The organism is Anaerococcus jeddahensis (assembly GCF_001182725.1).
GTDB lineage: Bacteria > Bacillota > Clostridia > Tissierellales > Peptoniphilaceae > Anaerococcus > Anaerococcus jeddahensis.
Window position 1 is genome coordinate 126487 of record NZ_CWHU01000003.1, and the last position, 16654, is coordinate 143140.

12 protein-coding genes are annotated in these 16654 nt (G+C 28.2%); 7 read left to right on the top strand and 5 right to left on the bottom strand.

The window, feature by feature from the left end; translation table 11 throughout:
• Window positions 1–98 precede the first annotated feature (98 nt).
• Complete coding sequence (locus tag BN2087_RS01090; RefSeq protein ID WP_049690058.1) at window positions 99–1100, top strand: hypothetical protein; 1002 nt, start codon at window positions 99–101, stop codon at window positions 1098–1100.
• The gene (locus BN2087_RS01095) at window positions 1100–1543 is read left to right on the top strand and encodes a methylated-DNA--[protein]-cysteine S-methyltransferase (RefSeq protein ID WP_049690059.1); all 444 of its coding nucleotides are present in this window, start codon (window positions 1100–1102) and stop codon (window positions 1541–1543) included. Before BN2087_RS01090 ends, BN2087_RS01095 begins: the two co-directional genes overlap by 1 nt.
• Window positions 1544–1710: 167 nt before the next feature.
• Here the strand turns inward: BN2087_RS01095 and BN2087_RS01100 are convergent, their stop codons facing one another.
• Genes BN2087_RS01100 through BN2087_RS01110 form a run of 3 tightly spaced genes read right to left on the bottom strand, consistent with a single transcriptional unit; the run spans window position 1711 to window position 6919 of the window.
• Window positions 1711–2799, bottom strand: a complete 1089-nt coding sequence (locus tag BN2087_RS01100; protein WP_049690060.1) for a CAMP factor family pore-forming toxin — start codon at window positions 2797–2799, stop codon at window positions 1711–1713.
• A 10-nt stretch (window positions 2800–2809) separates the two neighbouring features.
• Window positions 2810–4057: a CAMP factor family pore-forming toxin gene (locus BN2087_RS01105; protein WP_053094087.1), complete on the bottom strand. Its 1248-nt coding sequence runs from the start codon at window positions 4055–4057 to the stop codon at window positions 2810–2812.
• Window positions 4058–4117: 60 nt separating this feature from the next.
• Window positions 4118–6919 (bottom strand): lectin like domain-containing protein, encoded by a 2802-nt coding sequence (locus BN2087_RS01110; RefSeq protein ID WP_049690061.1) that lies wholly within the window; start codon window positions 6917–6919, stop codon window positions 4118–4120.
• A gap of 285 nt (window positions 6920–7204) precedes the next feature.
• Here BN2087_RS01110 and BN2087_RS01115 point away from each other — a divergent pair, with 285 nt between their 5' ends.
• Window positions 7205–9976, top strand: a complete 2772-nt coding sequence (locus tag BN2087_RS01115) for a lectin like domain-containing protein (RefSeq protein ID WP_049690062.1) — start codon at window positions 7205–7207, stop codon at window positions 9974–9976.
• Window positions 9977–10052: 76 nt separating this feature from the next.
• Here the strand turns inward: BN2087_RS01115 and BN2087_RS01120 are convergent, their stop codons facing one another.
• Together BN2087_RS01120 and BN2087_RS01125 are read right to left on the bottom strand one after the other, a co-directional pair.
• Complete coding sequence (locus BN2087_RS01120) at window positions 10053–11051, bottom strand: Gfo/Idh/MocA family protein (RefSeq protein ID WP_049690063.1); 999 nt, start codon at window positions 11049–11051, stop codon at window positions 10053–10055.
• A complete protein-coding gene (locus BN2087_RS01125) occupies window positions 11044–11670 on the bottom strand; it encodes a hypothetical protein (protein WP_049690064.1) in 627 nt (208 codons plus the stop codon). Before BN2087_RS01125 ends, BN2087_RS01120 begins: the two co-directional genes overlap by 8 nt.
• 1414 nt (window positions 11671–13084) lie before the next feature.
• Between BN2087_RS01125 and BN2087_RS01135 the strand changes: the two genes are divergently transcribed.
• Genes BN2087_RS01135 through BN2087_RS01150 form a run of 4 tightly spaced genes read left to right on the top strand, consistent with a single transcriptional unit; the run spans window position 13085 to window position 16591 of the window.
• Window positions 13085–13771, top strand: coding sequence for a ZinT/AdcA family metal-binding protein (locus BN2087_RS01135; protein ID WP_049690065.1), 687 nt, complete (start codon window positions 13085–13087; stop codon window positions 13769–13771).
• A gap of 45 nt (window positions 13772–13816) precedes the next feature.
• The gene (locus BN2087_RS01140; RefSeq protein ID WP_049690066.1) at window positions 13817–15157 is read left to right on the top strand and encodes a metal ABC transporter solute-binding protein, Zn/Mn family; all 1341 of its coding nucleotides are present in this window, start codon (window positions 13817–13819) and stop codon (window positions 15155–15157) included.
• A complete protein-coding gene (locus BN2087_RS01145; RefSeq protein WP_049690067.1) occupies window positions 15135–15806 on the top strand; it encodes a metal ABC transporter ATP-binding protein in 672 nt (223 codons plus the stop codon). Before BN2087_RS01140 ends, BN2087_RS01145 begins: the two co-directional genes overlap by 23 nt.
• On the top strand, window positions 15800–16591 hold the full coding sequence (locus tag BN2087_RS01150; protein WP_049690068.1) for a metal ABC transporter permease: 792 nt from the start codon (window positions 15800–15802) through the stop codon (window positions 16589–16591). The genes BN2087_RS01145 and BN2087_RS01150 overlap by 7 nt, the downstream gene beginning before the upstream one ends.
• Window positions 16592–16654: the final 63 nt, after the last annotated feature.

The window sequence follows — 16654 nt, forward strand, 5'->3', positions numbered from 1 at the left end:
ATAATATTATAAGTTTGAAAGCAAGAATATTATTTTCCTTGTTTTTTATTTATAATATAGATAAAATAAAGATAAGAATATGAAAAAAAGGAGAGCTTATGAAAAAGAAATTAACACTTATTTTTGCCATGAGTCTATTGCTTACATCTTGTGGTGGATCGATGGTAAAGGTTAACCAAGGTGAGATTGCCAAAAATAAAGCTGAATTAGAAGCAAAAAATCAAAAAAGAGAAATTGAAGGCTTAGAAGAAGATAAGTCAGATGAAAAAAAATCCAAAAAAGATAAAAATAAGAAAAAAATAAAATTAGAAGAAGAAAATAAAAAAGATAAAAAAACCAAAAAAGATAAAAAAGAGAAGGATTCTGACAAAAAGCTTGTAAAAAACAATAATAAAAATAAAAAAAACTCTGAACCTACTAGAAACAATAATACAAATACAAAAAGAAACAATGATACCAAAAATAACAAGGTGGTAAATAATAATAGCCCTAGAGAAAATAAAGAAGAAGATAATAGCCAAAACCAAAATACTCAAAATAAATCCTATGTATCATTTAAAAATCCTGACACATCAAATAATTCCGGAAATTATCCTGAAGTGTTAAGGGATTTGAACGGAAAAAAATTCGTCTTCTCATCAGGAGCTGGTGGCTGGCAAACTGTTTTGAATTTTTCCCAAGATGGTAATTTTAAAGCCAAATTTGAAGATTATGATTATGATTCTGTAGCTATTTGTGAATTTAATGGAAAACTATCTATAGATTCAAAGGTAAATGAAACCGCCTATATTTTAAGGCTTGATAGGGCTGAAATAACTACTCCTATAAATACCCAAGAAGTTAAAAATATTGGAGGAAAAGATATGACAGTAAGGTATGTTGACCTTCCTTATGGATTTGCAGTAAATAATGACACTGACCACTCCTTCCAAGGAATGTTCTCCCTTTATCTTCCATTAAGAAAAAGATCAGATATGAGCGCTGAAGTAAATCACTGGCTTGATATAACAGGAGAAAAAAACGTAGAAAAAGATATAAGTAGGATCTATTTGCTTGTAAATAACAAAACAATCGACACCTTTAGAGAAAAAGTAGAGTAATGAAAGCCTATTATAAAAAAGAAAATTTTATTTTTGAAATAGGCTATGATAGAAAAATAAAGTCCATAAAAATTGTAGAAAAAGAAAAAACAGGGGAAAAATCTCCCCTATCTGACCTCACCTTTAAAGAAATCTCCAAATTTCTTGATGGAAAATTAGAAAAATTTTCCTTTGAAATTGACCCTCAAGGCACAGATTTTCAAAAAAAAGTTTGGAAAGAAATAGAAAAAATCCCCTACGGAAAAACTTTAACCTACAAAGAAATTGGGGATAAGATAAATTCAAAAGCCTACCAAGCTATAGGCACAGCTTGTGGCAAAAATCCAATTTTATTTAGGATCCCCTGCCACAGGGTCCTCGGGAAAAATAATCTGGGAGGATTTTCCTACGGCCTTGATTTGAAGAAAAATTTATTAAAAATGGAAAAATCTTGCAAATTTTAATTTCGCAAGATTTTTATTTTTTGAGCAAGAAAGTAATTCTTGCTCTTTTTTATTTAATTTTAAAATATATCATTTTTTTAAGATTTATGGTCTATCAATAAATAAAAAAATGTATCAACCCATACTTTGATAATTATTGGGTTGATACACAAAATTATTTTAGATTTTTAAAAATCTAGTAATGATTTATATTTTTCTATTAAACCTTCTAGTTTTGGTTGAGATGGTCTTGTTTTTAATAACTCATCGTTTGTTTCTTCTATTGCTTTTGCAACTTCTCTTCTCTTATCTCCATCTCTTACTGCTTTTTTGGCTTTTGCTCTCCATTCTTTTGCCTCTTTTATTATATAATTTGGCGCTTTGAATTCTTTGGAGTTTATTGCCTTTGCAACAGCTTGATCAAGTTCATCGCTTGCTTGATATATTTCTTTTACAGTTGTTTGTGGTTTTAATCTTATATTTGTAATTCTTGCAATTTCTCTATCTAATTCTTTGATTACATCTGTTGATTTGTTTTTCAAATCATTAAATTTCATGAATCTTGCTTTATTTAATTTTACATCAAGATCTGATCTTACATAAAGATTTGCTGTATCTTCTAAAGTTATATCTGGATATGATAATAATTTTTGTTTTAGTGCTTCAAATTCTTCCATATAAACTTTCATATCTTCTCTTGTGTGGAAAGGACTTGCTGCTATTACTAAACCTCTAAATACATACTCAGCTATTTCAGTATGAGCTGCATCAACTTTGTATCTTAATTCAGTTGTTGCAAATCTAATGGCAACTCCTAGTCTTCCCAAAAGCATAATTCTGTCTGGTATAGAATCAAGATCATAAATATTTGCAAATCCAATTGCTCCTACTGACATCTTATCTATATTTTCTTCAATTTCTAAAGATTTCTCATTGTAGTCAGCTTTCATTTCTTCTTGTATTTCTTTGTTTGTTTGAATATTTAAAACATCATCTCTCATTCCTGAAAGTTGCTTTTTAAATTCTTGAGCATCAGAAATTTCAAGTTTTGGAGCTTCTGATTTTTGATTTTCTTCTGTATTTTCTTCGCCTTGATTAGTATTTTCTACTTCTTCATTAGAATTTTCATTTGAATCTACTTCTAAATTTTGATCTGCCTTCTCTTCATTTTGATAATTTTCAGATACTTCTAGACCTTCCTTAGCATAAGCTATTGAAGGAGCAACTGTAGTAAAAATCATTACTGATGCTATTGCTGCAGTTAAAATTTTTTTCATTTTTTTCTCCTTATTTATAAAACTCACTCAAATCTATATTATTATCGCCACTTGGATCTAATTGTGGTAAGTTTTCTAGAACTTCACCTGGTCCTACGATTTGTAGATTAAAAGCTTTTTTGACTCCGCTATCTTTTGAAACAGCTATAATATTTACATTTCCTGTTTTTAATGGAATTATTTCATCTCCACTTACTCTTGCTATATATGAATTTGATGAGTATAGGATATAATCTTTATTTTTAACTTCTTCAGGTCTAATTACTGGTCTGATTTTTGTTTTTTTATCAATTTGGATATATCCCTTGTCACCTTCCATAAATTCTATATTTGAAGCTTTAACTTTTGGTCCTGTAATTTTTTCTACTGCTTTATTCAATTTTTCAACTTGCTCATCAAGTTCACCACAAGTTACAGTTATTCTCCAAAGCATAGCTGAAGTTTGTCTTATTGGTTCTTCCAAATATTTTATTGAAAAACCTTTAAATCTTCTATTTTCATTCATTACTCTTCTAGCATCTGCAAGTTGTCTTGAAACTGAAGCTTTTTTATAAATTGTAGCTATATCTTGAGGTTGTAAGTCTGGATATTGTAACAATTCTTGTTCTAAAGCATCCCATTGGTTGATATAGTCCATAATTTGAGATGAGCTTGCGAATGGATTTAAAGTATATAAAATTCCTGTTGTAACATATTCTGCAAGTTTAGTATGGGCAGCTACAACCTTATTTGATAGCTCTGTTGTTCCAAATCTTATTGCTCTTCCAATTCTTATTAAAAGTTGAATTCTTGTAGGAATTGTTTGAACATCTAGAATTTGACTTCCTCCGACTGCGCCTTCTGGTCTTGATTGATTTTGTTCGATTTTATCAATTTGTTCATTTAACTCTACAACAGCTTGGTTATATTTATCCAACATTTCCTTTTCATCATCGTTGTAAGGTGTGATATCTTGTACAGCTTTTTGAGCCCTTGTCAAATCTTCTCTTAGACCAGAAATTTCTAGCTTGCTTACCTCGCCTGACTTATCTTCAATTTTGTTTTCATCATTGATTTCAAGTTCATCAGTTGACTTATCTGAATTTTCATCTGATGATATTTCTAGATCAGAAGAATTTTTATCTTCTTCACTAGATTCTGAAAATTCTAGTTCATTTGAATCACTTTCTTGATCATTTGTTATATCAGCTTTTGATGTAAAAGAATTAAATGAAATCATCATAAGTGATAAAGACAAGATAAGAATCTTTTTTTTCATAAATACCTCCTTAATTTTTTTATTTTAACAACTTTATTTATATAAAATTAAATTGTTAACCTATTCAAAAGAGAATTCAGTTTCAAAACTGTCATCTCCAAATTTGATTTGACAATTGTAGTCATTTCTCCAAACTCCAAAATCAAATCCTGTGAAAGTTTCTTCACTATTACCTTCTTTAAACTCTATATCTTTTTCTAAAGTTCTATCTCCTGAGCTTATAATTAATTTAGCAGGACCTGTATAAGGGCCAGATTCATCTTCAGCTTGCATATTTATATTAAATACCCCAGCTTTCCTTTCAGAAGTTTCAAAATTTGTTAGTTCAACTTTTGAGACTGATCTTTCTTTATCTGTTTGAACATCTTCTTCAATCTTTGAAAAATCAAATTCACAAGTTGAAACTTGATCTTTCACCTTAAGCTCTGCATTGTATTTGTTTCTCCAAACTCCAAAATCAAATCCTGTGTATTTTGATTCTGCCTTTCCATTATTAAAATATATTTTTCTTTCTATAACACGATCGTCACTTACAAGTTTTAAGGTTGCTCCGCCGTTATAAGGCTTAGAATTATATTCTGCTTTCATTTGTATAGAAAATATACCAGCTTTTCTGTCTGTATTTTTCATCTCAATAATGTTAAGACCTGTCGGATCAGTTTTTTCTAATACTTCTACATTTACACTTGTTTTTAAATTATTGTGAGTTACTATAGTAATTTTTGTAGAGCCTTTTGATAAAGCACATAAATTTCCATTTTCATCTACATCGGCAATTGATGGATTATCAGAAATATAAGTTAATTTTTTTTCTGCTTCTTTTGGATAAAGAGAAACTTCTTCTTCCAAATTAAGTACATCTTCTTCATGTAAGGTTATTTTATCCAAACTCACATTTATATCTCTTGGAATTTTTGGATCAGTCTTTATTGTATCTTCTCCAGGTCTATTTCCATCAGATGGTTTTTCTTCATTTTTGTCCGTATCCTTTTTATCTGTGTCATCTTTTTCATTTTCTGGAGGAATATAATCATTTTCACCAATTACAGTAACCTCCGCTCTTCCTTGGACTCTTAATCCAACTGGAACTACTTGAAGATTAAATACTTTTGAAACTTTTCCGGATTCACTTTTTGCTACTATATTTACATTTCCATATTCTCTTGGATATAAAATTCCTTTTTCCTTATCAACGACACATATATTTGGTTTTGATGATTTAAAGCTTACTTTTTCACTTGAGTTTTCAGGTTTTATTAAAGTTGTAAGTTGACCTTTTTTAGATACGTCAATATATCCTAAATTTCCTTCTGCAAATGATATTTCTTTAATTTTTATAGATGAATCATCATTTGGCTTTTGATCATCTTTTTTATCTTTATCATCTATTGGATTTGTATTATTGCCACCAGAAAAATTAAAATCTTTTTTATCGATTGTTGTAGTTATAGCTTTTATGCAAGCATTAGCATTTGGCAAGGCCTTATTTAAATCAGACCAAGATTTTCCGTCTGATGAAACAAAAGATTGATTATTTTCACTTGATGCCTTTGAAGAAAAATCTTTTATTCTTGCTTCAACAGGCATTGGATACCTGTAACCTTGATCTGAAGAATCCATATAAGCCACCAATGCAAAATTTTTACCTTTTTTAAGATTTATACGATTAACATCTACTGTATAATAACCAGGTTCATTTAAAACTCCAGAAGCTATTTCTTTTTTATCAGTATCAAGTTGTGAAGTTTTATTTATGTCTTCTACCAAATAAATTTTATACTTAGTCTCTGCACTTACATTATAAAGGCCAACTTCCTTTAAAGTTTCATCCCTTTTAGCAGTAAAAATATTTGCCATATAACCCTTGCCTGCATAACCAACGCTTCTTGTAGCTCCTAGTGGGTCATATTGGTAAATAAAAGCAGAATTATCTTTCTTTTTTGGTATAAATACAGCATTTCCAGTTCCAGCATAATTATCATAGTAAGATACATAATAATATCCACCATCCATATATCCGCTGCCCCAAGAATTTTTACAAATCCAAGCCCCATTTCCTGGAGCACTTTTTGTAAAAGCATTTTTTGAAAAATCATCATCCCAACCAACAATAGTTACAGCGTGATCTGCTTTTCCGCTTCCAGGATTGTAATAAGATTTATATTTTGTAGATTCATAATATTTAGAAGAATTTATAACTGTATAAACTCCTCCATATTCCATAATAGCTTTTTTTATATCCCTTGTGTCAGTTCCGTTAATTTTGTCTCTGATATATAAAACTTTTTCAATATCAAGGCTTCTTTCAAGTCCATCAGGAGAGTTAAAATTATTATCTTCATAAGGGTCATCTTCCTCATTTATAGGACCATCACCCCTAGCAAAATATGCCGTAGCTATGTCCCTATTTCCACCATCTTCATTTCCCCAGTCAAATCCATGCTTATTTCTTAAATGTTTTTCAGAAAAATCATAATTTCCATAAGGTTTTAAAAAAGATTCCATAGAACCATAAGCCGCAAAGGCCCAACAAGAACCATTACTACCTTGACGTCTTACAGGAGAAACCCTGTTTAACTTACGTAAGTCAAATTTTCTAGGAATTGCAGCTCTTTCAGAAGTCCTATCCTCGTTTTCATTTATTTGAAGAGGTGATGCCTTTTGTCCAGACTTATAATCTTTATTTATAGGAGAAAGATCTAAACTGTTTTTTTCTTTCAAAGCATCATTAATTAATTTTCCGCTTATACCTATTTCATTATTATCAGCTTTATTATTATCAGCTTTATTATTATCAGCAAAACTTGTACTTGGAAGAAGTAAAATCATTGATAAAATTAAGCTTAACGTTTTCTTCATCATAAGATTTCCTTTCATTTTATTTTATATTAAATATTTCTATAAAAAAATAAGTTTTCTTATTTAAAGAATATCATAAATTTCTCTGTAAGAAAATAGGAAAACATACAATATATTTGTTTTTTTATCTCAATATATATAAAAATATGTAAAATTTTATCAATCTTAATTTAATTTTGTAAACAAATAATAAAATATTAACATCTGTGTTAAAATAAAAATATAAAATTTATGATTTAAAATATGAAAATTGTTTTCTTAATTTTAAATTAATGAAAGGATAAGGATATGAAGAAAAAAATATCGGTTTTAACCTTAATTTTATTTATCTTAACTTCTCCAATCTCAAATGCTCAAACTGATCTTAAAGAGAATGTAAGTTTTGATAAAGATGTTAATATCAATTCAAAAGAAGCTAATAAAGAAGAAAAGCAAATTGAATTTCAAGAGATAAATCCCGATTTTTATGATTTTGAAAAAAGTGTAAATAAACAGAAATCAGGGAAAAATAGTGAAAAATCTTACAATGGATTTAGACCAGAACCTTATAAAATTTTTTATGGAAATGAAAAAGAAAATAAAAAAAATAGGCAAATGGCACAAAATTTTCCTTCAAGTTATGATTTAAGAGATTATAGAAAACTTACCCCAATTAGAAATCAAGGTCCTAATGGTTCTTGTTGGGCTTTTGCATCCTATGGTTCTCTAGAGTCAACTTTAATGCCAACATATCACGATTTTTCTGAAAAACACATGAGAAATACTCACGGTTATGATTGGGATCCAACTCAAGGTGGAAATAGAGCCATATCAACTGCCTATCTTGCAAGATGGTCTGGGCCTATTAATGAAAGTGATGATCCTTATGCTCCTTTTGAATTTTATTCAAATCCTAATCTTATAAGATCAATGGATTTAAAAGCCGTGTGGTATCTTCCTGATAAAACATCATTTGATTCTAATATGAATCTTATAAAGGAAACTTTAATGAAATATGGAGCAGTTCAAACTGGAATGAATGCAAATGATTATTTTGTAAACAAAAGAACTTGGGCTCATTATTCTAATGTTCCTAGATATGATAACCACGCTGTAACTATAGTTGGATGGGATGATAATTATTCTAGATATAATTTCAATCAAACGCCTCCTACAGATGGTGCTTGGCTTATCAAAAACTCTTGGGGTGAGTATCTAGGAATAAATGGATATTATTGGATATCATATCACGATTATAATGTAGCTAGCTCAAACGCTATATATTTTGCTAAAAATAAGGGTAGAAATACCAATATTTATCAATATGACTGGTTAGGAATGACTTCATCGTTTGGTTATGGTGGAAGTGGATTTATGGCTAATGTTTTTGGTCCTGCAAATTATGATCAATATGTAAATTCAGTTGGATTTTTTACACCAGCTGGTGAAACTAGCTATGACATATATTTAGTTGATAATTTCATAAATACTGGGTCATTTTCCAATATGAAAAAATTAAAATCTGGAAAAGTTAATTTTGCTGGCTACCATACTATCGATTTTGGTTCACAAAAAATAAATGCAAACAATAAATTTTCTCTTGTAGTTGAACTATCATCTCCTTATACATCTACTCCTCTTGGTGTTGAAGAACCTATATGGGGATATTCATCAAGGGCCAGAGCGGGATATGGACAATCCTATGTATCAAGCAATGGTTACAACTGGTCTGATTTAAATTCAATTAGGTTTGGGACAAACGCTTGTGTTAAAGCTTTTACATCTAGGAAAGCTTCATCAATATTAATAAATGATAATAGTCCAATAGATGATAAAAAAGATGAAGAAAAATATTCTTACAAGCTAAAAGAAAATAAAAAAGACCTACTTCAAGGTCAAACTCTAGAGTTGAAATTTGATGGTCCTGAAAATGTAAAATGGAAATCATCAGATGAAAAAATAGCCTATGTTGATAAAAACGGAAAAGTATATGCAAGAAAACCAGGAAATGTTGAGATAAGGGCAGAGGTAGATAATAAGTCAGATACTGCTAACATAAATATCTCAGAAAATAAAAGAGCGAGATTTGAAATTAATACAGATAAATTTGACAACAAATTAAATGATTTAGTTGTATTTAAGATAAGGGCTTTCGACTATAATAATAGCTTATTGATGGGACAAAATCTAGGAATAAAAGTTAAAACTCCTAGCGGAAAAGAGTTTAAATTAAATAAACAGACGGATTCAAATGGGTATGTTCCAGTTTATGTTTATACAGACCAAATAGGAGAAGAAGGTATATATACAATTGATTTAATGGGATACATCTCTTCTTATATGGTTAAAAATGGTTCTTACTTTAAAGTAAGCGAAAATCCTTCTTATGATAAAGAAAATGAAGATCCAGAAAAACCAAATCCTAAACCTGAACCTGAACCACTCCCTGTGCCTGAGCCCGAGCCAATCCCTGAGCCTGAACCTAAACCTGAACCAATCCCTAAGCCAGAACCTGAGCCAAATCCTAAACCAGAGCCTAAACCTGAACCAGATCCGGATAAAGAAGATAAAAAAGATAAAATTTTTAACATAAAAGTTGGAGATAGAATAAAAATTTTAAGAAACAATAATTCAAATTCGATGTTTAAAGTAGAAGATGAAAATTTAGCAAAAGTTATTGGCCAAAATATAATAGCACTAAAACCTGGAAAAACAAAAATTTTAACAATAAATGATGAAGAAGAAAAAGCTTCAATACTAAACATAGAAGAAAAGAAAGAAAATGAAAACAGGATAATAAAACTTGATGAAGAAATTTCAGATAAAGAAAATGCACTAATATTTTCCTACAAGCTTATAAATTATAGGGGTAGAATTTGTAAAAACAACACAGTATCTTGTAACATCCAAAATCTAGATAATAAAACCATCTACAATAAAATTTTAAAAACTGACAATGATGGCATTATAAAACTAGAAATGGATTTAAGTTCTCTAGAAGATAATTTCTATCAAATAGAATTAGTAAGTTATATTGATGGATATCTAGTAAAATATTATGATATCCTTGAAATAGAATAAAACTTATGAAAAAATATTAATTTAAAAGACTCTTGCAAAAATTTAAAATTTGCAAGAGTCTTTTAACTACTATGTTTTACATATTAGGCTCAATATAATTATATGAATCCCTAATATTTCCAGATATTTTTAGTTTTTCAAACATTTCTAGGACATTTCTAGAATCAATCAATTTTTTCTTTGAAGACTCAAAATCTTTATTTTCAAAAATTTCTCTAAAATATTCAAATTCATAAAAATACAAATCTCTTTCTTTTTTTATCTCGATAAATTCACTCTTTCCATCTTTAAAAATTTCTATTTTTTCTGCTTCTTGGATATTTCCATAAACTTTTATATAGCCTTCTTCTCCTTGAATTATTATATAATTTTCACTTTTACTATCCTTGGCATTAGTAAATGATACTGAAAAATTTCCATAAGAAATAATTCCACTTCCTCCTATATCAACACCATAATCATTTATATTTCCAAAATAAGAAAATTCTTCTCCCATTCCAAAAAGTTCATAAATTAAATGTAGATTATATATCCCAAGATCTGCCAAGGCTCCTGCTGAAAATTCACTTTTAAAAATATTTTCAACAATTCCCGCCTTGTACTTATCAAATCTTGATGAATATTGGGAGTAATTAATCATACAAGTAGAAATTTTCCCAATTTGTCTCAAAAGATTTTTCAATATGCCAAGACTTGGCAAATATTTTATAGAAATTGCCTCAAACAAAAATAAATTTTTCTCATCAGAAATTTTTATTAAATCATCAAGCTCTTTTGTATTTGTGAAAAATGGTTTTTCACAAATTACATTTTTATTTGCCAAAAGACACATTTTTGCCTGCTTATAATGCAAAGAGTTTGGACTTGCTATATAAACAAGGTCAATTTTTGGATCTTCAAGCATCTTTGAAAGATTATCAAAAGACATCTCTGCCCCAAATTTTTCTTTCAAATAATCTGCCTTTTCAATAGACCTAGAATAGGCTCCATAATAATTGTATCCGTCCATTTTTACTACAGTTTTTAAAATATTTTCAACTATAAAATTAGATCCAATTGTTGCAAAATTAATCATAAAACCCCCTATTTTTTACCCTAATATAAAAAATAATTGTAGAAATTAAATAACACATTATAAATAAATATTTCAAAGAAAGTCTTTCAAAGACTAAAGTTATTAATAAATCAATAAAAAAAGATGGAAGAAATGATTTAATATAGTTTTTACCTATATATTTATCGCCAATCATTGATTTTGGATGTTCAGTAAATATAGGCTTATTATAAAATAACAAAACTATATTCTCACTTGCTAGTGTTGCAAGAATTAAAATTAAAATATCAAAAAAATCTTTTATATCTACTAGTTTATATTTTAACAAAAAACTAAGAAGGAAAACTAATATTACCAGCATACTTGTAGGAAAAATTGCAAATAAATTTTTACTTAAAATATATGATAGGACATTATTTTTATTTAGTTTTTTCTTATCCTCAAAATAAATTTCGTCCGAAAGACAAGCCTCTCTAAAAATAAGTGAGGTCAAAATAGAAATTAAAAAATAAAATAAAAATATTAGACCTCCTCCATTAATCAACAATTTCAAAGATAAATATACCATAGCCAAAATTGTAAAAATAATAAATATTAATTTTTCATCAAAATATTTTTTGAATGTGTCTTTAAAAAACATAAATCCTCCCAACAAATTTCTACCCAAAATTTGGGTAAACTAATTTTAGGAGGACTTATGAAATATTTTTTATTAATATGCTTATTAATATGGATTATCTTTATCAAATCCATACAAAAAAGGATAATTATTAAGACCATGTTTTTATCAATATATTATTTTATTTGCCTTGGGCTTTTTCGATTTTATTTTTGATAATTTACAAATACTCTTTTACTTTTCTAGATTTTTCCATAATTTTCTTGATAAGCTTTGGATTTTTCTTATCTTTAAAAAATCAAGGACTTACAAAAAATTCTATTATTATTTTCGAAAAAATTTTTCATTTTTTTAAATCTATAAAATTTGGCGAAATAAAAAATATAGAAATAATAATAAATTCAAAATACCCAAAGTGTAGAATTTGGGCTTATGGAAATTTTTATGATTTTTACTTTAAAGATTACAAATATATAGTGATTTTTAAAAATATTTTTGAAAATTATATAGATCATAAAATTTAATCTAGTATATGATTAAAAATCTTAAATTTAAAGCCTAGGTAAAATAAGTTAGCATTATACAAAATATAATTCAGAGCGTAGACAAAGTAAGTTTAGTAATTTATTAGTAATTCAAAATAAAATTAGGAAAAAACCCATCTCGACTAGATAAATGTGCATTGATTTTGCACATTTATTCCTAAAACTAGTTTGATAACACAGAAAAGTTTGCAAAGCAAAGGTGTTTTAGCGTGAGTGAAACAAAGGCATGGAGAAATCCCATGAGATTTCTTCGCTCGTTACACTAGGTCAAAATAGGAAATTTTTTTACTTTGCCAACAATCTGCATTATACAAAATATAATTTTATTTTACATAAGATATAAATATCTAATAAAATTTATAAATTTCAACTATGTAAAATAAAAAGATTAGTTCAAATTTTAAAATTTTTCTATTATTGCCTCGACATTATCAATTCAAATAAAACAAATTTATGTGGTCAGAATTCTTATATTTAAATGAATAATTTTCTACAACAGACATTTATTTTTACGTTTTACACTAATCATTTAATAAAAAACTTTTATAATTTTTAGTTTTAAACATAAGCTCAACATTTATTTTCATAATGATTTTACAAGTTTCATTTTTCCAAATATCAAATTTAAAATATAAGTTTTAAAATTTTAATAATAGAAAAAATTTTTATAGCTTAGATTTTAAAGTTTATCCCTATTCTTATTGATTTCATTGGTTTTTTTATATTTTCGTAGAGAAGTTTCTTCATCCATTTATTTTAAATTTTTAGAAAATTTTAAATGATAATGCAAATCGTTCTTGACATTTGTTATTTTTGTTGCTAATATTTAGTTGTCGATAGTTAATTAACTAAAAATACAAATTTATAAATTAAATAATAAGGAGAATAAAATGAAAAATAAAAAATCACTTAGTTTAATTGCCCTTTTATCTTTGGGCCTTGTTATGACAGCTTGTCAAAAAGATCAAAAAAATGATGAGACTTCAAGTTCAAATGTTTCTCAAGAAATGAAAAAAGATGATGCTTCAAATGTAAGCGATTCTTCTTCAAATACTGAAGAGAAAAAAGAAGATTCAGCAGAGGTAAGTCTTTCTGACTGGGAAGGCGAATGGAATGATATGGGCGGATATCTTGAAAAAGATGAAGTTCAAAATGCTTTTAAAACTTTAGCTGAAAAAGAAAAAGTTGATGAAAAAGAAGCTAAGGAAAATTATTTAAAGAAAAGAAAATGTGATTTTGGTGGTCTTGAAATAAAAGATAATAAAATCAAATTCTTAAAAGATTTCCCTGATAAAAAAGGTGAAGTTATCGGTGAGAGCGAATATAAATATGTTGAAAAACAAGAAATTGAACATGGTGGCCATAAATTAGAATGGGATATTTTTGAAGCTGTAAATGATGATGCGCCTTATAAATTTATTCTTATGATGCCAATTCATGGAGAAGAAAGCCTAACACATTTCCATATGAGATATGGCGATGACAAAGATAAATTATTAAAAGATGAAGGTTGGTTCCCTACTTTTGTAAAACCAAATACAACTGATGCACAAATAATTGATGAAATTACTGAATAGATTATGTGGGTTGAAATTTTTCAACCCTCTTTCTAAGGAGGAAGAATGAAAAAAAGATATATAAGTTTTTTTATTTTCTTGCTTTTTATTTTTAGCTCTTGTTCAAACAAGAGTAAACAATCTTCTGATAAACCTTTGGTTTATACATCTTTTTATCCTGTTTACGAAATGACAAAAATGATTGGTGATGACACAATAGACGTGGAATCTTTTATGCCCCTTGATAAGCAACCTCACCTTTGGGAACCAAGTCCTAAAGATATGAAAAAACTTGCAAAATGTGATCTTTTGGTTGTAAATGGTGCCAATATGGAACCTTGGCTTGATAAGGTTAAGGAAAATTTACCAAATCTTGATATTTTAAAATTATCTGATTCTGTTGACCTTATTACTTATAAGGGTGCAGCAGCTATCGGTGATTTTCAATACATGTCCAAAGTAAATTTAAAAAAGGGGAAAAATAAATTTGATTTTGGCCACACTCATGAAGATATGATGAGGGTTGCTTTTATAAAAGATGATGGTACTCGCGGAGAAAATTTGGTAAAAAAATGTAAAGATATAATGAGCCAAAAGGGAGAGTTGATTCATCAAAAAGAAACTTTCGACCTTGAAGAAGGAAAGGTTTATGGACTTGAAATGGGACATGAATCTGGAGAAATTTTCTTTAATATTCCAAAAGATGGAGATTATATTTTTATAAGTGATAGGATAAGCGAAGACCTCCTACCATATAATTTGGTTGGAAGTGATGGTAAATTTTTAAAAGATGAAAAAAAGGAAGAGCCTTTGATGGAGGGCTCATCTTCCGGATTTGATAAAATAACTTATGATCCCCACTCATGGTTATCCATTACCAATGCAAAAAAATATTTGAATGCTATCAATGAAAAATTAACCGAGAAATATCCGAAAAATGAAAGAGTTTATAGGAAAAATAAATTAAAGTATGTTGATAAACTTACTGATATTGATGCAAAATATAAAGAAAAATTCTCAAAAATTGATAAAAATAACAGAAATTTCTTGGTAATTCATTATGCCTATGCTTATATAGCAAGAGATTTTGATTTGTTTCAATATCCATTACAAGGATTGACCAGTTTAGAAAATCCTAGCCTTAAAACTATAAAAAAAGCCATAGACTTTTCTGAAAGCAAAAATATTTCCACAGTTTTTTATGAATTTGGACAAAATCCAAAGCAAGCTAAAGCCTTAGCCGAAGAAATCGGTGGAAAAGTATCCCCTCTTGCCTCTATGGAATATGTGAATAAAGAGCAGGAAAAAAACAAACTTAATTATATTGATCTTATGGAAATGAACCTTGAAAATCTCTACAAATCTATGAACGAGGAGGAAAATAATGAAAGCAGTGTCAATAAATAATTTGAATTTTTCTTATTCACAAATTCCTGTTTTAAAAAATTGCAATTTGAATGTTGATATTGGTGAATTTACGGTAATTCTTGGCGGAAATGGGTCAGGTAAATCGACTTTAATAAAGCTTATGCTTGGAGAATTAAAAAAGAATAGTGGAGAAATTAAAATTCTTGGAAAAAATATTGAAGATTATACTTCCTTCAAAGATATAGGCTATGTACCACAAATAAATATAGTAAATAAAATTGCCTTTCCTATAACTTGCCTTGAACTAGTTTCTCTAAATCTTTATGAAGATTTTGGATTTATTAAAATCCCCAAGAAAAATCATTACCAAAAATCAAAAGATATACTAAAAAAAATGGGGATGGAAAAATATATCAATACTCCTGTAAATGAATTGTCGGGAGGTCTCGCTCAAAGAGCAATGATTTCAAAAGCTATGATAAATGATCCAAAAATTTTAATTCTTGATGAACCAACAGCAGGAGTTGATAAGTATTCTAAGGACCATTTTTTTGAAACAATAGATTTTCTTTCAAAAAAATTTAATGTAACTATAATTATGGTTACTCACGAATTAAAGGAAATGGAATCTTTAAATATTAAAATGACAAAATATGAAATGATAGAAGGGAGTTTAAGAAAATGCTAGAATTTGCTTTTATGAGAAAAGCACTTATTTTGGGATTTTTACTTTCTATTATGATTCCTATAATAGGAATTGTAATGGTAAATAGAAAAACTTCCATGATAGGTGATGCCCTATCTCACACAGCTCTTGCTGGGGTTGGGATGGGCCTAATATTAGGTTTTGATCCACTTTTAGGATCTTCAATCGTATGTGTTGTCGCTGCCTTTTTGATAGAACTTATCAGAAAAAAACTTCCCCAATATGGAGATATGGCAACAGCTGTTATAATGAGTACAGGGCTAGGAATTGCGGCCATTCTTTCAGATTTTGCTCCAGGAGGAAATTCTTTTGAATCTTATCTTTTCGGTTCAATTTCATCAGTTACAGATAGAGATATAATAAATACAAGTGTTGCTTTTATTTTTGTTTTATTATTAGCAACTTCAAGATACTCATCCCTATTAGCTATAGCAATAGACCCAAATACAGCTAGACTTTCAGGAGTAAAGGTAAAAAGTCTAGACGCATCTTTTACCCTCCTTGCTGCAATAACTATAGCCTTATCTGTAAAAATAATAGGAGCTCTAATGGTAACTAGCTTAATAGTTTTACCAGTAGCAACTGCTTTAATTATTGCCAAAAGTTATAAACAAACATTTTTTATTACAATTACACTTGGAATTATTTATATGATGCTTGGCATTATTCTAAGTTATCAATTCGATATAAAACCAGGAGGATCAATTGTTATAAATTCAATAATAGGTATGCTCTCCTTCTTTGCTTACAAAAAACTAAGAAGATAAAATATGTAAATTCTTCTAATACAATTTTTACAATTTAAAATTAATAATTTCACCCAAGTGTCA